Genomic DNA, 20,048 nt, shown 5'->3' with positions numbered 1-20,048 from the left:
AGCTCAACGCCTTTGCCGGCGAAGTCACGCGCGTGGCGCGCGAGGTCGGCACCGAAGGCAAGCTCGGCGGCCAGGCCCAGGTGCGCGGCGTCGCCGGCACCTGGAAGGACCTCACCGACAGCGTGAACTCGATGGCCTCGAACCTGACGGGTCAGGTCCGCAACATCGCCGAAGTCGCCACCGCCGTGGCCAAGGGCGACCTGTCGAAGAAGATCACCGTGAACGTCTCGGGCGAGATCCTTCAGCTGAAGGAAACGCTGAACACCATGGTGGACCAGCTCAACGCCTTTGCCGGCGAAGTCACGCGCGTGGCGCGCGAGGTCGGCACCGAAGGCAAGCTCGGCGGCCAGGCCGAAGTGCCCGGCGTCGCCGGCACCTGGAAGGACCTCACCGACAGCGTGAACTCGATGGCGGGCAACCTCACCGCCCAGGTCCGCAACATCGCCGAGGTCGCGACCGCCATTGCCGGCGGCGACCTGTCGCGCAAGATCACCGTGGACGTGCGCGGCGAGATCCTTCAGCTCAAGGACACGCTGAACACGATGGTCGACCAGCTCAACCGCTTCGCGGGCGAGGTGACGCGCGTCGCGCGCGAGGTCGGCACCGAGGGCCGTCTCGGCGGCCAGGCCAACGTGCCCGGCGTCGCCGGCACCTGGAAAGACCTCACCGACAGCGTGAACTCGATGGCGGGCAACCTGACCGCCCAGGTCCGCAACATCGCCGAAGTCACCACCGCCGTGGCGCGCGGCGACCTGTCGCGCAAGATCACGGTGGACGTGCGCGGCGAAATCCTCGAGCTGAAGAACACCATCAACACCATGGTGGACCAGCTCAACGGTTTTGCCGGCGAAGTGACGCGCGTCGCGCGCGAGGTCGGCACCGAAGGCAAGCTCGGCGGCCAGGCCGAAGTGCCCGGCGTCGCCGGCACCTGGAAGGACCTCACCGACAACGTCAACTTCATGGCCTCGAACCTGACGGCCCAGGTCCGCAACATCGCCGAGGTCGCGACCGCGATCGCCGGCGGCGACCTCTCGAAGAAGATCACGGTGGACGTGCGCGGCGAGATCCTGCTGCTGAAGGACACCCTGAATACGATGGTCGAGCAGCTCCGCTCCTTCGCCGCCGAAGTGACGCGCGTGGCGCGCGAGGTGGGTACGGAAGGCCGGCTCGGCGGTCAGGCCGTCGTGCCCGGCGTCGGCGGCACCTGGAAGGACCTCACCGACAACGTCAACCTGCTGGCCGCCAACCTCACCACCCAGGTCCGCAACATCGCCGAAGTCACCACCGCCGTGGCGCGCGGCGACCTCTCGCGCAAGATCACCGTGGACGTGAAGGGCGAAATCCTCGAGCTGAAGAACACCATCAACACCATGGTGGACCAGCTCAACGCCTTCGCCGGCGAAGTCACACGCGTCGCCCGCGAGGTCGGCACCGAGGGCAAGCTCGGCGGTCAGGCCGCGGTGCCCGGCGTTGCCGGCACCTGGAAGGATCTCACCGATACCGTCAACCTCATGGCCGCGAACCTGACCGAGCAGGTGCGCGGCATCGTCAAGGTGGTGACGGCGGTCGCCAACGGCGACCTCAAGCAGAACCTGACGATGAAATCGCGCGGCGAGGTGGCGGCGCTCGCCGACACCATCAACAACATGACCGAGACGCTCGCGACCTTCGCCGACCAGGTGACGTCGGTGGCGCGCGAAGTCGGCGTCGAAGGCCGCCTCGGCGGCCAGGCCAACGTGCCAGGCGCAGCCGGCACCTGGAAGGACCTCACCGGCAACGTCAACCTGCTGGCCGCCAACCTCACCTCGCAGGTGCGCGCGATCGCGGAAGTGGCGACCGCCGTGACCAAGGGCGACCTGACGCGGTCGATCCAGGTCGACGCCCGCGGCGAGGTCGCGGAATTGAAAGACAACATCAACACGATGATCACGAACCTCCGTCTCACGACGGACGTGAACACCGAGCAGGACTGGCTGAAGACCAACCTCGCGAAATTCACCAACATGCTCCAGGGCCAGCGCGACCTCGCCACGGTCGGCCGGCTGCTGCTGACCGAACTGTCGCCGCTGGTGAACGCGCATACCGGCGTGATCTACCAGGTCGAGAACGAGGACAATCCGCAGCTCCTGCTGCTCGCCTCCTATGCCGGCGACGGCATCTACCCCTATCAGCGCGTCCTGCCGTTCGGCGACGGCCTGATCGGCCAATGCGCGCTCGACCGGCGGCCGCGCGTGGTCGCTGATATTCCCTCCGACGTGGTGCCGATCAACTCGGCGCTGTTCCGCGTCGCCCCGAAGAACCTCGTGGTGCTGCCGGTGCTGTTCGAGGGTCAGGTCAAGGCCGTGATCGAGCTCGCCTCACTGACCTCGTTCACGACCTCGCAGATGACCTTCCTGGAGCAGCTCACCGACTCCATCGGCATCGTGCTCAACTCGATCGAGGCGACGATGCAGACCGAAGGTCTGCTCAAGCAGTCGCAGCAATTGGCCGGCGAGCTCCAGACCCAGCAGCGCGAATTGCAGCAGACCAACGACCAGCTCGAGCAGAAGGCGCAGCAGCTCGCCGAGCGCAACGTCGAGGTCGAGCGCAAGAACCAGGAGATCGAGCAGGCCCGACGCGCGCTCGAGGAGAAGGCGACCGAGCTCGCGCTGACCTCGAAGTACAAGTCCGAGTTCCTCGCCAATATGAGCCACGAACTGCGCACGCCGCTGAACTCGATCCTGATCCTGGGGCAGCAGCTCACCGACAATCCGGACGGCAACCTCACGGGCAAGCAGGTCGAATTCGCCCGCACCATCCACGGCGCCGGCACCGACCTGCTCAATCTCATCAGCGACATTCTCGATCTCTCCAAGATCGAGTCCGGCACGGTGACGGTCGACGCCGAGGAAATCCTGACCGCGAACCTGCTCGAAACCGTCGGCCGGCCGTTCCGGCACGAGGCGGAGAACCGCAACCTGTCGTTCAAGATCGACGTCGATCCGAACCTCGCGCGCAGCATCGTCACCGACTCCAAGCGCCTGCAACAGGTCCTGAAGAACCTGCTCTCCAACGCGTTCAAGTTCACCGCCGAAGGCGAAGTGCGCCTGAAGGTCGGCGGCGCGCTCGGCGGCTGGGGCACGGATCACCCGGTGCTCAACTCCGCGCCGGCCGTGATCGCGTTCGAGGTGTCCGATACCGGCATCGGTATCCCCCTCGAGAAGCAGAAGCTGATCTTCGAGGCCTTCCAGCAGGCCGACGCCGGCACCAGCCGCAAATATGGCGGCACAGGCCTCGGCCTCGCCATCAGCCGCGAGCTCGCCAGCCTGCTCGGCGGCGAAATCCACCTGCGCAGCGCGACCGGCAAGGGTTCGACCTTCACACTCTATCTTCCGCTGAAATATTCAGGGCCGACGCTGGCGCCGCGCAGCGCTTCGCCTGCGCCGCAAGCGTACAATCAGCCGCCGGCGTTGCAGTCGGCTGCGACGGCGCCCGAGCAGCGTGTCGTCGAGCCGATCGCCGACGACCGTCTCAATCTCGAACCCGGCGACAGCATCCTCCTGATCGTCGAGGACGACCCGCATTACGCACGCGTGCTGGTCGACCTTGCGCGCGACAAGGGTTTCAAGGTGCTGGTCGCGGCGCGCGGCGCCGAGGCGCTGGAGCTTGCGAAACAATACCAGCCGCGCGCAGTCTCGCTCGACGTGTTCCTGCCCGACATGCTCGGCTGGACGGTGCTGAGCCAGCTCAAGCACAATCCGCTGACCCGCCATATCCCCGTGCAGATCATCACGCTCGACGAGGACCGTCAGCACGCACTGGCGCGCGGCGCGTTCTCTTTCGTCAACAAGCCGACCACGACCGAAGGGGTTTCCGCCGCGCTGACGCAGATCAAGGAATATGCACGGCCGCGGCGCAAGCGGCTCCTGATCGTCGAGGACAACGAGGCCGAGCGGCTCTCGATCCGCGAGCTGCTGCATCACGACGACATCGAGATCGTGGCGACCGACACCGGCGCCGGCGCGCTCTCGACGCTGCGCGAGGCACCCTGCGATTGCGTGGTGCTCGACCTGCGACTGCCCGACATGAGCGGCTTCGAGGTGCTGGACCAGATCCGCAAGGACGAGGCGCTGTCGAACATTCCGGTGGTGGTGTTCACCGGCCGCGAACTTTCGGCGGAGGAGGATGCGGAACTCCACACCATGGCGCGCAGCATCGTGGTCAAGGGCGTGGAATCGCCCGAACGCCTGCTCGACGAGACCGCATTGTTCCTGCACCGCGTGATCACGGAACTGCCGGTCGAGAAGCAGCGCATGCTGGAGAAGCTGAACAGTTCCGACGAGGACCTGATCGGCAAGACCGCGCTGCTCGTCGACGACGATGCCCGCAACATCTTCGCGCTGTCGAGCGTCCTGGAACGGCGCGGCATGAAGGTGCTGACGGCGACGACCGGCCGCGAGGCGGTGACGCTGGTCGAGTCCAATCCGGAAATCGCCATCGTGCTGATGGACATCATGATGCCCCAGATGGATGGCTATCAGACCATCGGCGTCATCCGCGAGAACCCGGCTTTCGCGCGCCTGCCGATCATCGCGTTGACCGCCAAGGCGATGAAAGGCGACCGCGAGAAATGCCTGGAAGCCGGAGCGTCCGACTATCTCGCCAAACCCGTCAACACCGATCAATTGCTGCTTGCGATCCGCATGTGGCTGCACCGCTGAGCTGGATCCGCTAATGGACCACGAAAAGGTCAACATCCTCCTCGTCGACGACCAGCCCGCCAAGCTGCTCGCCTATGAGGTGATCCTGAAGGAGCTCGGCGAGAACCTCGTCATTGCATCGTCGGGACGTGAGGCGCTGGAGGTGCTGCTCAAGACCGAGATTGCGGTGATCCTGGTCGACGTCTGCATGCCCGAGCTCGACGGCTTCGAGCTCGCGGCGATGATCCGCGAGCATCCGCGCTTCCAGAAGACGGCGATGATCTTCATCTCGGCCATTCAAGTGAGCGACATCGACCGGTTGCGCGGCTACGAGATGGGAGCGGTCGACTACGTGCCGGTTCCGGTCGTGCCGGAGGTGCTGCGCGCCAAGATCAAGGTGTTTGCCGAGCTCTATCGCAAGACCCGCGAGCTCGAACGGCTGAACCAGGAACTCGAGGACCGCGTTCGCGCACGCACGGCGGAACTGGAAAACTCCACCGCGAAACTGCGCGAGAGCGAAGAACGCCGCAGCATGGCGATCGCCGCCGGCAAGATGGGATCCTGGGACTGGGACTGGATCAACGGCGACTGGATGTGGGACGAGGGCCAGTATCGCATCTTCGGCGTGACGCCCGAGACCTTCAACGTCACCTCGGCGAACATCCAGGCGCTGCTGCACCCGGATGACGTCGACCGGTTCGGCCAGGCGATTGCCGCGTTCAATTCCGGGGCGCACGCCTATGAAGGGGAATTTCGCGTCAGCAGGCCCGACGGCGAGGTGCGCTGGTGCGTCGGCACGGCGGCCGCGACGGTGGACCAGGCCGGCCGCGTGGTGCGCGTCAGCGGTGTCACCGTGGACATCACCGAACGCAAGCGGGCCGAGGAGCGGCAAAATCTCCTGGCGCGGGAGGTCGATCATCGCGCCAAGAATGCGCTGGCGCTGGCGCAATCGATCGTGCGCCTCACCCGCGCCGACGAGGTCAAGGCCTATGTCAACGCCGTCGAGGGGCGCATCAACGCGCTGGCGCGCGTGCACACGATCCTGTCGCTGTCGAGCTGGCAGGGCGCCGAACTCTCGAAGCTGATCGACGAGGAGCTTGCGCCCTATTCGCTCGGCGGCCAGATCAAGCTCGCAGGTCCCGAAGTTCAGCTGGTGCCGGCGACCGCCCAGACGCTGGCGCTGGCGCTGCACGAGCTTTTCACCAACTCGGCCAAGTATGGCGCGCTCTCGACGCGGTCGGGCCGGCTCTTGATCGGCTGGCGGGTCGAGGACGACCACCTCACGCTGACCTGGGAGGAATCCGGCGGTCCGCTGGTGAGGACGCCGAAATCTCGCGGCTTCGGCACGCGGAGCCTGCTTGCGAGCGTCGAGTCCCAGCTCGGCGGACAGGCGCAATTCGATTGGCGCTCCGAAGGCCTGTTGTGCCGCCTGGATGTGCCGTTGACCCGCAAGACCGCAGCCACGGCAGCAGCGCAGGGCAAGTTCGACGCCGCCACGTCTCTCGCGCTCCAGCGCGCGTCGGGTTAACCCGACGCGGCGACCTTCATGCGCTGCACCGACCGAGGTTCAACGGCGACGCGCCCTTCGAGCCAGGCTTCCGTTTGTGCGAGATCGCGCAACGCCATCGCATAGCGGCGGGCCGCGCTTCGCTCGGCACCGCGCGGCAGCTTGCGCGCCTTGCGCAGCATATCGGCCGCCGCGTTACGGTAGGCCAGCGAGCGATAGAGAAAGACAACCTTACCCATATCGAATGTTCCCGTGTTGACGCGTCGATGGTCGCAAGGTCGGCATGAACGTCGGATGAAGCCCGACGTGACAATTCGTTCATGCGAATGGAACCGGCAACTCACCGGGTGCGTTGCACGGATGATCGAGGCGGTTCCATGCGAGCGAAAAAGTCGCCGAAAAATTCGCCAGGTAAAAATTCGCGAAGCCTGGTCTCTGCCACCGGCATCGTCACGATCATGACGCATGCGATGATGGGCGCGGCGCTCGGCCTCGCCTTCGGGCTCGCGCTCATTCTATCCAACCCGACGGTCGCAAATTTGCTGAACCATGGCGGAGATTCGGCCGCTGCCGTTTTCGTCGTCACGCTCGTGACGACGTTCGCGATCGGCGCGATGCTCACAGGTATCGTGTTCATGATCACCGAGGACAAGGAATCTTGAACCGCGCGTGAAACCTGGGAGCTGCTTTGCCGGGAACTCCTGTGGCGGATGGCAGTTGGCTGCCTGCGTCATTTTAACTCAGGGAGTTCCCACGCATGAAGACGACCAAGCTCGCCCTCGCCATGATGTTGGCCACCGGCCTCGCCGCCGCCCCGTTCGCCGCGCAGGCGAAGTCGCACAAGGCGAAACACGAATCCTCGACGTCCTCCTCGTCCTCGCAGACGACGGGTGCGAATACGAAATCCAAGAGCGCCGATCCCTCCGGTCAGGGCGGCTCCGGCCCCGGCTCCGACCAGGGCGGCACCATGACCAACAACAAGGGCACGACCAACGCGAAGTAGGCGCGCCGCCGTCCATCGAAGGCCCCGCGATTGCGGGGCCTTCTCGCTTTGGTGTTCGATTTGATGTTCGATCCAACCCTTCTCACGCCGCGTCGTCGGCGCACGCTTTAGCTGCGCCGGATGTCAGGGATGTTCAGGTCGCCGCCTGCCGCGTTCGTCTTCACGAGATGATCGAGCTGCGCCCGCTTGCGTGCGATCAGGAGTTGGGCCGCAGCATCGTCGAGACCCTCGCGCTGCAACTGCCGGATTGCAGACCCCAGTTCGAGGATCTCGGCGCGCAGTCTCAAGATCCGGTACGTGTCCGGGTCTTCCTCCATGGCACGCTCGCAAATGTCTCAGCGGCGCGCGATTGCGCGCACGGGATCAGCGGCTTTCTTCAGGGAACGAAGACGTACCCGATCGCGAACATCCGGCAGGACGTCACCACCGCCAGCCGCCTTCCATTCGCCGATCAGCAAATTGACTTTCCGGCGCAGAGCCATCTGCGCGAGGGCCTTTTCTGTGCAGTCGCGATCGCGATCGACGAGGTCGCGCACGGATGCCTCGACGTCGGCCATCTCCAACCTCAAGGCACTGATTTTACGTCGAATTTCATTAATTCTGTTGTCCATGGCTTGTTAGAACAAAATAAGAACATATAGTCAAGTGACGATTTCAGGATGGAGAGGCCAGATGCAGGTTCAAGGTAAATACGACGCCAGGCTTTTTCTCGCGGAGCAGATGACGAGGGCGCAAGGCCTGAGGTTGAAGCGGCTCAGCGAGGAGGCCTATCAGCCCACGCAATACAATCGCGACCTGTCTTTCACCGAAGCGGCGCGCCGCATCCAGGTGCTGGAAGCCGAGATCGAATTGGCGAACTCCTTCTAAAGGGGCACAGCCTGCACATTTGGAACGTTGCGTAACCGGTGCTGTTTCTCTCGCCTAGCCGAGGGAGAGAGTTGATGGCACGCAAGGCAACAAAGCGCCGCTACTCGCGCAGCGCCGGCAGCGATGTCGAGCGCGAGATGCGACGCTACAAGAAGGGTACCGCAAGAAGCGGCCCCGGCGGCCGTGGCGGACGGGTGAAGAGCCGCAAGCAGGCGATCGCGATCGGCCTGTCGGAGGCGCGCAAGAAAGGCAAGAAGGTCCCGAAGAAGGCATCGAGGCGGACGGCGGCCAGGAAGACGACGACGAGGAAGACCGCCAAGAAAACGTCAAAGTGAACGTCGAAGAGAACGTCGAAGCGCAAATCCGCCAAGCGATAGTGGCAACCGGCGTTAGATCATGCTGCCCGGCATGAAGCAGCGGATGGCAATTCCGAACGCAGTCTTCACCGGCCACACCATGGTGCGGCCGACACGGTTCGGCTCGGTGATGACGGCTTCATCGGGCACATCGACCCACTGCCCATCGAGGCGTACGCGATAGTGCCCGTCATGCGACTCCCAATCGGGATCCGAGACGGCAAATCCGTCGGCGTCCGAGCAGCACGGGCCGAGATGGCTGCGCAGACTGTCGAACCAGGGCTTGAGCGGCGAGTCGGCGTAGCGGCCGTCATCGCGCCCCAGGGCGCTTCCAGCCGACAGCACGAGCGGCGCCACCAGCAGCGCACGTCTCAGCGAGAACTTCAATCGATCCATGTCGGCACCGATCAAATACGAACCACCGGCCGGTTCCACAAAACGGCCGCGCGTCCGAAGTTCCACTCTTGCAACTCGCCCGGGCGTCTTCATTGCCGCCAAGGCCCTACGCGACTCCGAACTCTGACCAGCGAACGCGGCTTTTTCGGACGAACCCGTCATCAATGCTGCCGTTAACGAGAATGTTATCGGCGGCCTGTGGGTATCTCGGAGCCGGACGAAGAAAGGCGGCCCGAAGGCCGCCTTTTTGGATTTGCGCTGGAAGATTTCGACTTACGCGAGCGGCACTGCGACGAACCGGGTCGCCTCCGCGCTTCTGACCTGCAACAGCACGCTGTTCTTGCCGGATGATTTGGCCTGCACCAGCTCCGAGCGGACGTCGCGGACATTGGCGACGGGCTTGCCCCCGACATTGAGAATGACGTCGCCGGTCTGGATACCGCGCTGCGCCGCCGGCCCTTGCGGATCGACCTCGGTGACGACGACGCCCTTCTGGCCGGCGCCCTGCACGTCGCCGGCCGGTGCCAGGCTGAGCCCGAGGCGCGGCGTGCCCGCACCCGGCTGCGCCTTGCCCTCGTCGGCCTTTCCGTCGCCCTGGGCCTGCCGCTCGTTCGCCAGTTCGCCGAGCGCGAGCGTCACCGTCTTGGCTCCGCCCTTGTGGAAGACGTCGAGCTTCACGGAGGTGCCGGGCGCCAGCGTGGCGATGGTGCGGGCGAGATCGCGGGAGTCCCTGATCGCGGTGCCGTTGACGGCGGTGATGACGTCGCCCGCCTCGATGCCGGCCTTCGCCGCCGGGCTATCGTCCTGCGGATTGTCGACGATCGCACCGCGTGCCTCCTTCAGGCCAAGGCTGTCGGCGATCTCGGCGGTCACCGGCTGCACCTGCACACCGAGCCAGCCGCGCGTGACCGCACCCTTGTCCTTCAACTGCGCGACGACGAGCTTTGCGGTCGTGGACGGAATGTCGAAACCGATGCCGACCGAGCCGCCCGACGGCGAGAAGATCGCGGTGTTTACGCCGATCACGTTGCCATTCATGTCGAAGGCCGGACCGCCGGAGTTGCCCTTGTTGATGGGCGCGTCGATCTGGATGAAGTCGTCATAGGGGCCATTGCCGATGTCGCGGCCGCTGGCCGAGACGATGCCGGCGGTCACGGTGCCGCCGAGGCCGAAGGGATTGCCGACCGCGACCACCCAGTCGCCGATCCGCGGCTTCTGGTCCGAGAACTTGACGAATGGAAAGTCCTTCTTGCCATCGACCTTGATCAGGGCGAGATCGGTCTTCGGATCGGTGCCGACCACCTTCGCGGTGTAGGTCGCCCCGTCGTCCATGGTCACCTGCACGGACTCGGCGTGGTCGACGACATGGTTGTTGGTCACGGCATAGCCGTCGGCGGAGATGAAGAAGCCGGAGCCTTCGCCCGTGATCATCTGGTGCCGCTGGCGCGGCATGCCGTTCATGCCACCCGGAAAGCGGAAGCCGAACTGCCGCGAGAACTGGTCGAACGGCGAATCCTCGTCGGAGTCCATCCGGTTCTGTTGCAGCATCGCGCTCTTGTCGTTGGCCTGGTCTATCCTGACCCGCACCGAGATGACGGCGGGTTTGACCCTGGCGACGAGGTCGCCAAAGCCCGGCGGGGTTGTGGCGCTTTCCGCGGCCCGGGCCGGCGCGATGAAGGCGGTCACGCCGAGCGGCGACGCGCCGGGCGAAGCAGCCAGCACGGCCACGCCGAGCGCGGCCACGGTACCAAGCAGCGCAAGCCGGCGCGGCTTCAAGATCATGCGGGACGTGGTGGTGTCGGAATTGACGCGATCGTTCATGTCGAAATGTCCATGTTGGGTCAGGTGTCGCCTTGCACACAACATGGCCGCTCGCACCTTACGGCGTCCCGTCCACGCGATTAAATCTTGGCAAAGTCGTTGCCGCCGGCGGCACGGCCAAAAAATCGGGGCTGCTCATTTGATGCAGCTCAACGCAGGCCCCGCGCGCAGTGAAAGACTGCGGCCACCGGATGATGTCCATCGGAGGCACGCCATGTACAAAGACATTCTCGTCCACGTCCCGACCGAGCGGCCGATGCGTCCCGTGCTCGACGGCTCGATCTCGCTCGCGGCGCATCTCAACGCCCATCTCGACGCGGTCGCGGTCGGCTATGCCACAACCGGTGCGGCCTACGTCATGGAGGGCGGTGCGGCCGTGGCGGCCGTGTTCGAACTGGAACGTGAGCGCGCAGCGGAGCGGGCCGAGGCCGCGCTCGCGGTGTTCGGAAGCGAAGCGGCGAATGCCGGCATTTCCTACACATGCCGCCCAATCGGCGCGGTCCCGGCGGATGCAGCCAGCTCGCTCGGCGAGATGGCGCGGCTGCACGATCTCAGCATCGTGCTCCAGCCTGATCCGTCGCAAGGCTCGTTCGACAACGACCTGCCTCGCGAGATCCTGTTCCAGGCGGGCGGCCCGGTGTTGTTCCTGCCGTACACCTTCCGTGGCGCCTTCAAGGCAAGGCGGATCGGCATCTGCTGGGACGGCAGCCGGCTCGCTGCCCGCGCGGTGCGCGACGCCGCACCTTTCCTGGCGCGCGCCGAAGAGATCGTGATCATCACGATCAATGAAGCCGATGCAGTGCCTGGCGAAGTATCGGCAAGCAATCTGGCAAGGCATTTCGGCCGGCGCGGGCTCTCGACCCGCACGGTCGGCCTGTCAGCCGCCCGCTCCGAGATTCAACCGACCATCCTGTCGCTGGCGGCCGACGAGAGCCTCGATCTCCTGGTGATGGGCGGCTACGGCCATTCGCGATTGCAGGAGCGCATTCTCGGCGGCGTCACCCGCGCCATGCTGGAGGCCATGACGATCCCGACGCTGATGTCGCACTAGCGAAGCCGGCCCGACGCCCTCATGCCGCGGCGGGGGTCTCCCACGCTGTGGTCGCGAGGATGTCCTCGTCGCGTTGCGCATTGCACGCGTCGAAATGCGCCTTCAGCGCGATCTCGGCAAGATATTCGAAATGTTCGGCTTGGCCGAGGAGTTCCCAGTTCTGGAGCGGCCGGTAGGCCGCCTGCTGACGACAGAGGGACGCCAGCGCCCGGTAGCGACGTACGTTCTCCATGAGACCCTCCCTCGCATTCTCTGAGCTTATTGCCCTGATTTGCGTCAGGCCGATGGCGGTTATGCAAAACATTTGCTGCCTGCACAACGGGCCTGACCTGGATTAATTTTCGAGAATGGGTTGCAAGAAATAGAGTTCCGAGCGTCGCCCTGGAACTCTAGCCCCGACGCAATCAGGCGTAGAGGCGGTGTTCCACGGTCATGCCGACCAGGTCGAGATAACGCTCGATCAGGTCGGGACGGCCGACCAGATAGCCCTGCATCTCCTCGCAGGCCTCGTGCGCCAGGAAGGCACGCTGCGCTTCCGTCTCCACTCCTTCGGCGACGACCGGGATATTCAGCGCGTGCGCGAGGCTGAGCACCGCGCGGACGATCTCGGCCGATTGCGGCGTCGCCTCGAGATTGGAGATGAAGCTGCGATCGATCTTGATCTTGTCGAACGGAAACGACTGGAGGTAGGACAGCGAGGAGTAGCCGGTGCCGAAATCGTCCATCGCGATGCGGATGCCGAGCGCCTTCAGCCGCCGCAGCAGATTGAGCGCGCGGGTGAAATCCCCGATCAGGATTCCCTCGGTGATCTCGACCTCGAGCCGCATCGGCGAGAGCCCCGTCTCCAGCAGGATCTGGTGGATCGAACGTTCGAGGTCGCCGGCCTGGAACTGGACCGGTGACAAATTGACCGCGACCTGCAACGGCCGCGGCCAGGACGCCGCCTCGCGGCACGCCTCACGCAACACCCATTCGCCGATCTCGACGATCAGCCCATTCTCCTCGGCGAGCGGAATGAACTGGTCCGGCGGCACGAAGCCACGGGTCGGGTGATTCCAGCGCAGCAGCGCCTCGAAGCCGATGACCTCGCCGTCCATCCGCGCCTGCGGCTGGAAATAGACGACGAACTGGTTCTGCTCCAGTGCCTGTCGCAGATCGTGCTGCAACAGCCTGCGGTCGCGCAGTTCCTGATCCATCTCGGTTTCGAAGAAACGGACCCTGCCCCTGCCCTCGCGCTTGGCGCGATAGAGCGCGGAATCGGCGTTGGCGAGCAGCGTCGCGGCATCCACGCCGTCATCCGGATAGACGGCGACGCCGACGCTCAGGCCGACATGGGAGAGATAGTCGTCGACCTCGAGCTCCTTGCCGATCGCCTCGACCAGGCGCTCGGCAAGCGCCAGCACGTCCTCGCGGCGAAGGTTGTCCGCCATCAGGATCATGAACTCGTCGCCGCCGATACGGGCGACGAAGGCGCCATCGGCTTCCGCGGCAAGACGATCCGCCGCCGCCCGCATCAGCATGTCGCCGACGGGGTGGCCGAACACGTCGTTGACCTCCTTGAAGCGGTCGAGATCGAGGCTGAGCACCGCAAAGCTGGTCGACGTCTCCTGCGCCCGCTCCAGCCGTTCGCCCAGCTCCGCGTTGAAGGCGCTGCGGTTCGGCAGGTCGGTCAAGGCGTCATGATGGGCAAGATGACTGATGCGTGCCTGGCTTGCGAGCTGCTCGGTGACGTCCTCGATCACACCGACCACGTATTGAGGTGTACCGCTCCCATCCCTGATCAGCAGCTTGCGTGAATTGACGACGCGATCGTGACCCTTGACACCGACTTCGAGCAGATGTCCCTCCAGGAACATCGGCTCGCCGGTGTCCACGACCCGACGATCCTGCTCATTGACGATGCGGGCGACGTCCTCCGGAAAGATCTGCTCGGGGGTCTTGCCCAGCATCGCTTCGCGGGGCCTTCCGTAGTACTCCTCGCCGGCGCGGTTGAGCAGGACGTAGCGGGAATCCTTCGCGTCCTTGGCGAACACCGCGATCGGAATGTTCTCGATGATGCTGTCGAGGAATTCGCGCGCCCGGAGCGAGTCCTGCTCGGCGCGCCTGTGCGTCTGCTCGAGCTCCTCGATCATCAGCTTGATCGCGCGGTCGGTGCGGCGGCGGTCGCTGTCGCTCTCCTCATAGGCCGCGCTGACGAGCTCACCGAGCCTGGTCAGATCGACCTGGCCGGATTCGTCCGTCGCTTGACGAAGCTGTCTTGCCAACAAGCGATGCATGATCAATCGGCCGCCTCTGCGATCATGGTGACGGTCATGGTCTGGTTGTGCAGTTCGCAGCGTCCGGACGCCACCGGTGGGGCGATCTCGCCATAGGAGTAGAAGCCGATACGGACCACGTCGGGCCCGAGCTCGGCGCCGACCGCATCCAGCTCGTCCTGCGTGCGCTGACCCATGACCCTGCGGCGCCCGGTGCAGCTCACCAGGATCGCGAGCTTGTCGCCGACGATCCCGTCCGCAAGCGCGTTGCGCGCCTGCCGGCCGGCCTCGCCTGCGCCGGCGGCGAGACTGTCGAAATTGGCCCGCATCAACTGCGCGGTGCATCCTTCCGGAATGTCGGCCGCGAACGTCAGAGTGCGGGCATTGCGATCCACCGCGAAGACGGAGCGCACGATCTGCCGATCCGGTTCGGCTTCGTCGTGAATGCGCATCGGGAATGCGAGGCCCGAGCCCGGCATTGCCGCGGCCTCCTCCTCGCCGAGGTAACGGGTGTAGAGGTCGAGCGGCGGTTCGCCATCGAGCTGCATCACCACGGACCCTTCGGATCTCGTGACCTTTCGGCTCGGACCGAACACGTCCCACCCGCCGGCGCAGCCATGCGCGAAGCGGAAGGACGCGCCGTAGAAGCCGATGGCGGCGACGCGGCTAGGCTCCGGCTCGCCATCGACACCGACCAGCGTCTGTTCGAATTTCGTGGCGTCGGCCGCGAGCCCGCCCGTGACAGGCAAGTCTGGTCCCACGATCCCGGTGATCCCGGCGACCAGTTCGCTGCCGTTCACGACCAGCCCGTCGGACAGGACGAAGAGGCCCGCCAGATCGGGTGCCGCAAGCCGCCGGGCCAGCCGCTCGCCGCAGGCCCGCGAGTCGTCGCGTGACGCCGCGATCTCGCTTGCAAGCCGGACCCGGGTGCGCTCGAAACGCAGGGCGACCGCGACGACCTCGTCGTCACAAATGTCATCGCCATGGATCTGCCCGCCCGCGCTGCAACCGACGACATGGCTATCGGGATAGAGGCCACGCAGCTCGCGATAACGCTCGCCACCAACCAGCCCTTCACGGCTGCCGAAATAGAGCACGAGCTGGGCAGGCTCGCTCAGGGCGTTCGCTCCGCGCCAACCATGGGCAGCATTCCAGTGAAGATATTGAATGTGCATCCCACGCTCTCTGCGGTTCTTGAACCACAGATTGTGGCGCGGCGCATTGCCTCGTCGTTAATCGCGCATCTGCTTCACGACCGTTGGTTACCCCGGCATGAAGGATGCTGCCAATTCACGATCGATTCTCCGTAGGACCCCGGAAAGACGCCGATCGCGCCAGCGGCGCTTCCGTAATCTACCGGATGAGCGCAGCCTCACCGGCGCGCAGTGGCAGAGCGGAACTATTCTGCAATTTTGGAACCCGCCCCGCTTCCGCGGCGACGCGGATGGCCGCGATGTTGCGGGCATAGTCGGCGCTGCTCCTGCCGCGGAACACCGCGGATCCCGCCACCAGCGTATCGGCACCCGCAGCGGCGACGGCAGCAGCATTGTCGCGCGTAATGCCGCCATCGACCTCGAGCCGGATCGGCCTGTCGCCGATCATGGTGCGAATGCGCTTGATCTTTTCGAGCTGCGATTCAAGGAAGGACTGGCCGCCAAAGCCAGGATTGACCGTCATCACCAGCACCAGATCGACACGATCGAGAACATATTCGATCGCGCTCTCCGGCGTCGCCGGGCACAGGCTGATACCGGCCTTCTTGCCGAGCGCGCGGATCGCCTGAAGCGAGCGGTCGAGATGCGGGCCGGCTTCGGCGTGGACGGTGATGACGTCCGCCCCGGCCCGCGCGAACGCCTCGAGATAGGGATCGACCGGCGCGATCATGAGATGCACGTCGAAGACCTTCTGCGTCACCGGCCGGATCGCCCGGATGACATCGGCGCCGAAACTGATGTTCGGGACGAAATGTCCGTCCATCACGTCGCAATGGATCCAGTCGGCGCCCGCCGCGTCGATGGCCGCGATCTCCTCGCCGAGGCGGGCGAAGTCTGCGGCCAGGATCGAGGGGGCGATGAGGATCTCTCTGGTCATGGCTTTGCACTCCGCGCATCCGCCCCGCCGCTGAAGACACGGCTTGCCAGCACGTCAGCGGGATCGATCGTTTCGAGGTCGGCGACGTCGAGCATGCGGTCGAGGTCGGACACCAGGCGATCGGCCTGCCGCAAGCGGATGCGGTCGACGGCATTGCGGATCGAGCGGGCGTTGGAGAAGAACGGCTGGGTCCGCCGCAACGCGATGTATTTCTCAAAGGCCTCGCGCGCGGTCGCCGAGAAGCGATAGCCGCGCTCCTTCAGCATCAGCTCGGCGATGACGAGCAGCTCGGCTTCCGCATAGTCGGGAAAATCGATGTGATGGGCGATGCGCGAACGGAAGCCGGGATTGGAGGCGAAGAAGCTCGTCATCCGCTCGCCGTAGCCGGCCAGGATCACGACCAGGTCCTCGCGCTGGTTCTCCATCACCTGGAGCAGGATCTCGATCGATTCCTGGCCGTAGTCGCGCTCGTTGTCGGGCCGGTGCAGATAATAGGCCTCGTCGATGAACAGCACGCCGCCCATCGCCTTCTTCAGGATCTCCTTCGTCTTCGGCGCGGTGTGACCGATATACTGGCCGACGAGATCATCGCGCGTGACGGAAACCACCTGCCCGCGCCGCACGAAGCCGAGCCCGTGCAGGATCTTCGCCATGCGCAGCGCCACCGTGGTCTTGCCGGTGCCGGGATTGCCCGTGAAAGACATGTGCAGCGTCGGCGGCGCCGAGGCCAGTCCCGCGCGCTGCCGGATGCGTTCGACCAGCAGAAGCGAGGCGATCTGGCGCACGCGGCTCTTCACCGGCCGGAGGCCGACCAGCTCCTGCTCGAGCTGCTGCAGCGTATCGGTGATCCCGGCCGCCTCGGCCTCCTTGCGGAGATCGAAACTGGTCTCGCCGTGTTCGGCTATCGTCGCATGGGGCACATCGAGCATCGGTACCTCGAAGAAAAGGGCTTCGCCGCGGGGGAAGCGGCGAAGCAGTGGTCCGCCAAGGATACGGAGCAGGGAGAGCTCCGCGCGGAAACGGATGACTAGGAGACGTGTGCGGGTGCCTTTCGCATGGTGGTGTAGCGGATCGCGCGTCCTCCCACTTCCTGCCGCACCAGCTCGAATTCGACCTCCCGCGGCGGCCGGTTGACGAGGAACGAGATTCGCACCGATTCCCAGCCATGGCTGGAATCGAAGCCGCTGATACGGATGTATCGGTCGCCATACACCCTGCGGCATTCGGCGAGCTCCATCATCACGCCGGCGGCGTCCTGGAGATCGAACATCGGCAGGCCCCACATCTCCCAATAGGTGTTGCGGGGATGCGGATCGTCGGTGAACTCGATGTTCACCGCCCAGCCGTTGGCCAGGCAATATTGCACCTGCTTGCCGATCTGGTCGTCGGTCAGGTCAGGCAGGAACGAGAAGCAGCCCTGGGTCAGTTTCATGTCGCATCTCCTCAAACGGTTTCCAGCGCCGTCGGCACGAAGTCCGGCGTATCGGTGGACTGATAGTTGAAGGTCACGTCCTTCCAGACTTCGAGCGCGGCCTTGAGCGGCGTGCAGGTCTCGGCCGCCCTGGCCAGGATCTCCGGTCCTTCATGGACGTAGTCGCGGCCCTCGTTGCGCGCGAGAATCATCGCTTCCAGCGCCACACGGTTGGCGATCGCGCCGGCCGCAATTCCCATGGGGTGGCCGATCGTGCCACCGCCGAATTGCAACACGACGTCCTCGCCGAGCAGATCGAGCAGCTGATGCATCTGGCCGGCGTGGATGCCGCCGGAGGCCACCGGCATCATCTTGTTGAGGCTCGCCCAGGACTGGTCGAAGAACAGGCCGTGCTCGAGCTTCATCGGATTGAAGTCTTCCCGGCAGACGTCGTAATAGCCGCGCGTGGTGTTGGGATCGCCTTCGAGCTTGCCGACCACCGTGCCGGCGTGGATGTGGTCGACGCCGGCGAGCCGCATCCATTTTGCGATGACGCGGAACGACACGCCGTGGCTCTTCTGCCGCGTATAGGTCGAGTGGCCGGCGCGATGCAGATGCAGGATCATGTCGTTGCGACGCGCCCATTTGGCCATCGACTGGATCGCGGTGTAGCCGATCACGAGGTCGATCATGACGATGCACGATCCGAGCTCTTTCGCGAACTCCGCGCGCTCGTACATGTCCTCCATCGTCCCCGCGGTGATGTTCAGGTAAGTGCCCTTCACCTCGCCGGAGGCCGCCTGCGCGCGGTTCACCGCCTCCATGCAATAGAGGAAGCGATCGCGCCAATGCATGAAGGGCTGCGAGTTGATGTTCTCGTCGTCCTTGGTGAAGTCGAGACCGCCCTTCAGCGCCTCGTAAACCACGCGGCCGTAATTGCGGCCGGACAGGCCGAGCTTCGGCTTCACCGTTGCGCCCAGCAGCGGCCGGCCGAACTTGTCGAGCCGCTCGCGCTCGACCACGATGCCGGTCGCCGGTCCCTGGAACGTCTTCACATAGGCGACAGGGAAACGCATGTCCTCCAGGCGCAGCGCTTTCAGCGGCTTGAAGCCGAACACGTTGCCGATGATCGAGGCCGAAAGGTTGGCGATCGAGCCCGGCTCGAACAGGTCGAGGTCGTAGGCGATGTAGGCGAAATACGAGCCCGGCGTGCCCGGCACCGGATCGACGCGATAGCATTTCGCGCGATATTTTTCCGCGGCCGTCAGCCGGTCAGTCCACACCACGGTCCAGGTCGCGGTCGAGGATTCACCGGCAACGGCAGCGGATGCCTCGATCGGATCGACGCCTTCCTGCGGAGTCACGCGGAACAGTGCAATGACGTCGGTGTCCTTCGGCGTGTACTCGGGCTCCCAATAGCCCATGCGCGCGTATTCCATCGTGCCCGATCGATAGCGCTCTTTGCCGCGGACGGTTCCTGCATGTGCATTCATGGCTCTCTCCTGCTCTTCTCTCTCTGAATGATCTAGGCCGCGACCGACTCTCGGGCGTCGACGCGCGGATCGAGCTCGCCGGCACGATAGCGCCGCGCCATCTCGCTCATCGGAATCACCTTGATCTTGCTGGCGTGACCTGCGGTACCGAACTGCTCGAAGCGGTCGCGGCAGAGCTCGCGCATCGCGTCCATCGCGGGCTTGAGGAACTTGCGCGGATCGAACTCGGAGCGCGTTTGCGCGGCCACCTTCCGGAACACCGCAGTCATCGCCAACCGGCAATCGGTGTCGATATTGACCTTGCGCACACCGCTCTTGATGCCGCGAACGATCTCCTCGACCGGCACGCCCCAGGTCTGCGGCATCTCGCCGCCGAACTGGTTGAACATGTCCTGCAGCGGCTGCGGCACCGAGGACGATCCGTGCATGACCAGATGCGTGTTCGGCAGCCGGCGGTGAATCTCCTCGACCACGCGCATCGCCAGGATGTCGCCATCGGGCTTACGGCTGAACTTGTAGGCGCCGTGCGAGGTGCCCATCGCGATGGCCAGCGCATCGACTTTTGTCGCACGGACAAAATCAACCGCCTGGTCGGGGTCGGTCAGCAGCTGGTCGTGGCTGACCTTGCCCTCGACGCCGTGACCGTCCTCCTGTTCGCCGCCGCCATGCTCGAGCGAGCCGAGCACGCCGAGCTCGCCTTCGACCGAGGCGCCGACCCAATGGGCGAGATCGACGACCCTGCGGGTGATCGCGACATTGTAGTCGTAGTCGGCCGCCGTCTTGGCGTCGGCCTTGAGCGAGCCGTCCATCATCACCGAAGTGAAGCCATGGGCAATGGCGCTGGCGCAGGTCGCCTCGTCATTGCCGTGGTCCTGGTGCATGCAGAGCGGGATGTCAGGATAAGTCCGCTCCAGCGCGTCGATCATGTGCGAGAGCATGAGATCGCCGGCATAGCTGCGCGCGCCGCGCGAGGCCTGGATGATCACGGGCGCATCGACCTCGGCGGCCGCCTGCATGATCGCGATGCCCTGCTCCATGTTGTTGATGTTGAACGCCGGCACCGCGTAGCCATGGCTGGCGGCGTGATCGAGCAGTTGGCGAAGGGTGATACGGGCCAC

20 protein-coding genes are annotated in these 20,048 nt (G+C 65.1%); 7 read left to right on the top strand and 13 right to left on the bottom strand.

Features of this window, described 5'->3' with window-relative positions:
* Together AC1RUR_RS15655 and AC1RUR_RS15650 are read left to right on the top strand one after the other, a co-directional pair.
* Window positions 1–4,700, top strand: a 4,700-nt coding sequence (locus AC1RUR_RS15655) for a HAMP domain-containing protein (RefSeq protein ID WP_492845445.1), incomplete at its 5' end; no start/stop codon positions are given.
* 13 nt (window positions 4,701–4,713) lie between these two features.
* Complete coding sequence (locus AC1RUR_RS15650) at window positions 4,714–6,207, top strand: HWE histidine kinase domain-containing protein (RefSeq protein ID WP_492845443.1); 1,494 nt, start codon at window positions 4,714–4,716, stop codon at window positions 6,205–6,207.
* Here AC1RUR_RS15650 and AC1RUR_RS15645 read toward each other — a convergent pair.
* The gene (locus AC1RUR_RS15645; protein ID WP_492845441.1) at window positions 6,204–6,425 is read right to left on the bottom strand and encodes a hypothetical protein; all 222 of its coding nucleotides are present in this window, start codon (window positions 6,423–6,425) and stop codon (window positions 6,204–6,206) included. The genes AC1RUR_RS15650 and AC1RUR_RS15645 overlap by 4 nt on opposite strands.
* Before the next feature lie 87 nt (window positions 6,426–6,512).
* Between AC1RUR_RS15645 and AC1RUR_RS15640 the strand changes: the two genes are divergently transcribed.
* Together AC1RUR_RS15640 and AC1RUR_RS15635 are read left to right on the top strand one after the other, a co-directional pair.
* Window positions 6,513–6,848 carry a hypothetical protein gene (locus AC1RUR_RS15640; RefSeq protein WP_492845439.1) on the top strand — a complete coding sequence of 112 codons (336 nt, stop codon included), beginning with the start codon at window positions 6,513–6,515 and terminating at the stop codon, window positions 6,846–6,848.
* A gap of 95 nt (window positions 6,849–6,943) precedes the next feature.
* Entirely contained in the window at window positions 6,944–7,189 is a 246-nt protein-coding gene (locus AC1RUR_RS15635) for a hypothetical protein (protein WP_492845437.1), read from the top strand.
* A gap of 107 nt (window positions 7,190–7,296) precedes the next feature.
* Here AC1RUR_RS15635 and AC1RUR_RS15630 read toward each other — a convergent pair whose 3' ends face one another.
* Both AC1RUR_RS15630 and AC1RUR_RS15625 read right to left on the bottom strand, forming a co-directional pair.
* Entirely contained in the window at window positions 7,297–7,506 is a 210-nt protein-coding gene (locus tag AC1RUR_RS15630; protein ID WP_492845435.1) for a hypothetical protein, read from the bottom strand.
* A gap of 18 nt (window positions 7,507–7,524) precedes the next feature.
* Window positions 7,525–7,746: a hypothetical protein gene (locus tag AC1RUR_RS15625; protein WP_492845433.1), complete on the bottom strand. Its 222-nt coding sequence runs from the start codon at window positions 7,744–7,746 to the stop codon at window positions 7,525–7,527.
* A gap of 115 nt (window positions 7,747–7,861) precedes the next feature.
* On the opposite strand from AC1RUR_RS15625, the gene AC1RUR_RS15620 reads away from it, so the two are divergent.
* Together AC1RUR_RS15620 and AC1RUR_RS15615 are read left to right on the top strand one after the other, a co-directional pair.
* Window positions 7,862–8,056, top strand: a complete 195-nt coding sequence (locus AC1RUR_RS15620; protein ID WP_492845431.1) for a DUF3072 domain-containing protein — start codon at window positions 7,862–7,864, stop codon at window positions 8,054–8,056.
* Window positions 8,057–8,130: 74 nt separating this feature from the next.
* Window positions 8,131–8,391, top strand: a complete 261-nt coding sequence (locus AC1RUR_RS15615; protein ID WP_492845429.1) for a DUF6496 domain-containing protein — start codon at window positions 8,131–8,133, stop codon at window positions 8,389–8,391.
* A gap of 54 nt (window positions 8,392–8,445) precedes the next feature.
* Here the strand turns inward: AC1RUR_RS15615 and AC1RUR_RS15610 are convergent, their stop codons facing one another.
* Both AC1RUR_RS15610 and AC1RUR_RS15605 read right to left on the bottom strand, forming a co-directional pair.
* Window positions 8,446–8,808 (bottom strand): hypothetical protein, encoded by a 363-nt coding sequence (locus AC1RUR_RS15610; protein ID WP_492845427.1) that lies wholly within the window; start codon window positions 8,806–8,808, stop codon window positions 8,446–8,448.
* A gap of 273 nt (window positions 8,809–9,081) precedes the next feature.
* Window positions 9,082–10,629 (bottom strand): Do family serine endopeptidase, encoded by a 1,548-nt coding sequence (locus AC1RUR_RS15605; protein WP_492845425.1) that lies wholly within the window; start codon window positions 10,627–10,629, stop codon window positions 9,082–9,084.
* A 214-nt stretch (window positions 10,630–10,843) separates the two neighbouring features.
* Here AC1RUR_RS15605 and AC1RUR_RS15600 point away from each other — a divergent pair, with 214 nt between their 5' ends.
* Window positions 10,844–11,680 carry a universal stress protein gene (locus AC1RUR_RS15600; protein ID WP_492845423.1) on the top strand — a complete coding sequence of 279 codons (837 nt, stop codon included), beginning with the start codon at window positions 10,844–10,846 and terminating at the stop codon, window positions 11,678–11,680.
* A 19-nt stretch (window positions 11,681–11,699) separates the two neighbouring features.
* Here AC1RUR_RS15600 and AC1RUR_RS15595 read toward each other — a convergent pair whose 3' ends face one another.
* The 8 genes from AC1RUR_RS15595 to fba all read right to left on the bottom strand — a co-directional run bounded on the left by AC1RUR_RS15595 (window position 11,700) and on the right by fba (window position 20,048).
* The gene (locus AC1RUR_RS15595; protein WP_492845421.1) at window positions 11,700–11,912 is read right to left on the bottom strand and encodes a hypothetical protein; all 213 of its coding nucleotides are present in this window, start codon (window positions 11,910–11,912) and stop codon (window positions 11,700–11,702) included.
* Between the two features lie 172 nt (window positions 11,913–12,084).
* A complete protein-coding gene (locus AC1RUR_RS15590) occupies window positions 12,085–13,956 on the bottom strand; it encodes a putative bifunctional diguanylate cyclase/phosphodiesterase (RefSeq protein WP_492845419.1) in 1,872 nt (623 codons plus the stop codon).
* A gap of 2 nt (window positions 13,957–13,958) precedes the next feature.
* Window positions 13,959–15,110: an FIST signal transduction protein gene (locus AC1RUR_RS15585; protein ID WP_492845417.1), complete on the bottom strand. Its 1,152-nt coding sequence runs from the start codon at window positions 15,108–15,110 to the stop codon at window positions 13,959–13,961.
* Window positions 15,111–15,288: 178 nt separating this feature from the next.
* Entirely contained in the window at window positions 15,289–16,026 is a 738-nt protein-coding gene (rpe, locus tag AC1RUR_RS15580; protein WP_492845414.1) for a ribulose-phosphate 3-epimerase, read from the bottom strand.
* Window positions 16,023–16,955 carry a CbbX protein gene (gene cbbX / locus AC1RUR_RS15575; RefSeq protein WP_492845412.1) on the bottom strand — a complete coding sequence of 311 codons (933 nt, stop codon included), beginning with the start codon at window positions 16,953–16,955 and terminating at the stop codon, window positions 16,023–16,025. The genes rpe and cbbX overlap by 4 nt, the downstream gene beginning before the upstream one ends.
* 98 nt (window positions 16,956–17,053) lie before the next feature.
* Complete coding sequence (locus tag AC1RUR_RS15570) at window positions 17,054–17,458, bottom strand: ribulose bisphosphate carboxylase small subunit (protein ID WP_492845409.1); 405 nt, start codon at window positions 17,456–17,458, stop codon at window positions 17,054–17,056.
* Between the two features lie 11 nt (window positions 17,459–17,469).
* Window positions 17,470–18,930 carry a form I ribulose bisphosphate carboxylase large subunit gene (locus tag AC1RUR_RS15565; RefSeq protein ID WP_492845408.1) on the bottom strand — a complete coding sequence of 487 codons (1,461 nt, stop codon included), beginning with the start codon at window positions 18,928–18,930 and terminating at the stop codon, window positions 17,470–17,472.
* Between the two features lie 32 nt (window positions 18,931–18,962).
* A complete protein-coding gene (fba, locus tag AC1RUR_RS15560) occupies window positions 18,963–20,048 on the bottom strand; it encodes a class II fructose-bisphosphate aldolase (RefSeq protein WP_492845406.1) in 1,086 nt (361 codons plus the stop codon).

The organism is Bradyrhizobium sp. GW821-FHT12B03 (assembly GCF_058807535.1).
Note: the sequence above shows the minus strand (reverse complement) of the source record. Positions and strands in the feature narration are given on the sequence as shown.

Bases quoted from the DNA above. Each gene is read 5' to 3' on its own strand.
- AC1RUR_RS15650 (WP_492845443.1), top strand. From the start codon at position 4,714: ATGGACCACGAAAAGGTCAACATCCTCCTCGTCGACGACCAGCCCGCC.
- AC1RUR_RS15645 (WP_492845441.1), bottom strand. From the start codon at position 6,425: ATGGGTAAGGTTGTCTTTCTCTATCGCTCGCTGGCCTACCGTAACGCG.
- AC1RUR_RS15640 (WP_492845439.1), top strand. From the start codon at position 6,513: ATGGAACCGGCAACTCACCGGGTGCGTTGCACGGATGATCGAGGCGGT.
- AC1RUR_RS15635 (WP_492845437.1), top strand. From the start codon at position 6,944: ATGAAGACGACCAAGCTCGCCCTCGCCATGATGTTGGCCACCGGCCTC.
- AC1RUR_RS15630 (WP_492845435.1), bottom strand. From the start codon at position 7,506: ATGGAGGAAGACCCGGACACGTACCGGATCTTGAGACTGCGCGCCGAG.
- AC1RUR_RS15625 (WP_492845433.1), bottom strand. From the start codon at position 7,746: ATGGCCGACGTCGAGGCATCCGTGCGCGACCTCGTCGATCGCGATCGC.
- AC1RUR_RS15620 (WP_492845431.1), top strand. From the start codon at position 7,862: ATGCAGGTTCAAGGTAAATACGACGCCAGGCTTTTTCTCGCGGAGCAG.
- AC1RUR_RS15615 (WP_492845429.1), top strand. From the start codon at position 8,131: ATGGCACGCAAGGCAACAAAGCGCCGCTACTCGCGCAGCGCCGGCAGC.
- AC1RUR_RS15610 (WP_492845427.1), bottom strand. From the start codon at position 8,808: ATGGATCGATTGAAGTTCTCGCTGAGACGTGCGCTGCTGGTGGCGCCG.
- AC1RUR_RS15605 (WP_492845425.1), bottom strand. From the start codon at position 10,629: ATGAACGATCGCGTCAATTCCGACACCACCACGTCCCGCATGATCTTG.
- AC1RUR_RS15600 (WP_492845423.1), top strand. From the start codon at position 10,844: ATGTACAAAGACATTCTCGTCCACGTCCCGACCGAGCGGCCGATGCGT.
- AC1RUR_RS15595 (WP_492845421.1), bottom strand. From the start codon at position 11,912: ATGGAGAACGTACGTCGCTACCGGGCGCTGGCGTCCCTCTGTCGTCAG.
- AC1RUR_RS15590 (WP_492845419.1), bottom strand. From the start codon at position 13,956: ATGCATCGCTTGTTGGCAAGACAGCTTCGTCAAGCGACGGACGAATCC.
- AC1RUR_RS15585 (WP_492845417.1), bottom strand. From the start codon at position 15,110: ATGCACATTCAATATCTTCACTGGAATGCTGCCCATGGTTGGCGCGGA.
- rpe (WP_492845414.1), bottom strand. From the start codon at position 16,026: ATGACCAGAGAGATCCTCATCGCCCCCTCGATCCTGGCCGCAGACTTC.
- cbbX (WP_492845412.1), bottom strand. From the start codon at position 16,955: ATGCTCGATGTGCCCCATGCGACGATAGCCGAACACGGCGAGACCAGT.
- AC1RUR_RS15570 (WP_492845409.1), bottom strand. From the start codon at position 17,458: ATGAAACTGACCCAGGGCTGCTTCTCGTTCCTGCCTGACCTGACCGAC.
- AC1RUR_RS15565 (WP_492845408.1), bottom strand. From the start codon at position 18,930: ATGAATGCACATGCAGGAACCGTCCGCGGCAAAGAGCGCTATCGATCG.